Consider the following 902-nt stretch of genomic DNA (forward strand, 5'->3'; position numbering starts at 1 on the left):
CGTTATCCAGTGCTTTCCATCGCTCTTGGATACGAATGTCTTGTAAGGCTTCTATCGCTAATTTTTGTACATGAAAACGATCCGTTACTTGTATAGCATTAGGAAAACTCTTGCTTACAATATTTTTCATAGAGTTAGCCATATCTAAAGTTACTTCGCGTACTTTTCTTCTTATTTTTGAGCTGACACCAAGTAGTTTTTCTACAATAGGTTCTACCTTAGTCCCTGAAAATATAGCTACTAAACTTCCCTTTTTTACTTTGGCTCTTTTGTTGGTTATGATAGTATATAATTCACCCTTAGACAATGCTGTTTCGTCTATAGAAAGATACGGACCTATGTTTTCGGGATATATAAGCCATTCTTTGGCATGATTCTTAGCGTTCCAATTACAAAAGTCACTTAACGATTCTTTGTATTGTCGTTGTAGTTTTTTACCATCTACACCAAAGAAACTACCAATGGTATGACAGTCATTGGTCTTAGTATCTATTAATTTCTTTTAAAAAAGAAGCGAACTCGGTTGTCATCCTAGTTCCCTTAGCTACTAATTCCCAGTCGCGTTGTACTAATTTACGAGATTCTTTTTCAAGCCATCTACGTCGTTTTATATGTAAATAAACACTATTGCCACGTAAGGGGAAATCTTGGATCGTAGCTTCGTTATGGAAACCGTGAGCAACTAATATAAGATTACTATGCTCGGATGGAACAATATTGCGCTCCTCAAAATAAAGATGCATGATTTCATTCTGTTTAGTTGTTTTTACTAAATCAAAATGTTCTATTAGGAACTCAGGGAGTATTAATTTAAGTAGGTCTAGATAATTGTCCACGATAGGATAGTTTCTGCAAAAATCTGATTATTTTTTTAATTCACACACAACTTTTGAGATTGATCC

2 protein-coding genes are annotated in these 902 nt (G+C 34.5%); both read right to left on the reverse strand.

Going from position 1 to position 902, the window contains the following annotated elements; all coding sequences use genetic code 11:
* Window positions 1-307 (reverse strand): transposase (locus tag ACMHJ2_RS17725; RefSeq protein WP_413514177.1); only part of this gene is annotated, 307 nt, incomplete at its 3' end.
* 175 nt (window positions 308-482) lie between these two features.
* Complete coding sequence (locus ACMHJ2_RS17730) at window positions 483-836, reverse strand: transposase (RefSeq protein ID WP_413514178.1); 354 nt, start codon at window positions 834-836, stop codon at window positions 483-485.
* Between the last annotated feature and the right edge of the window lie 66 nt (window positions 837-902).

Source organism: Myroides odoratus (genome assembly GCF_965118575.1).
GTDB classification, from domain to species: domain Bacteria; phylum Bacteroidota; class Bacteroidia; order Flavobacteriales; family Flavobacteriaceae; genus Flavobacterium; species Flavobacterium odoratum_B.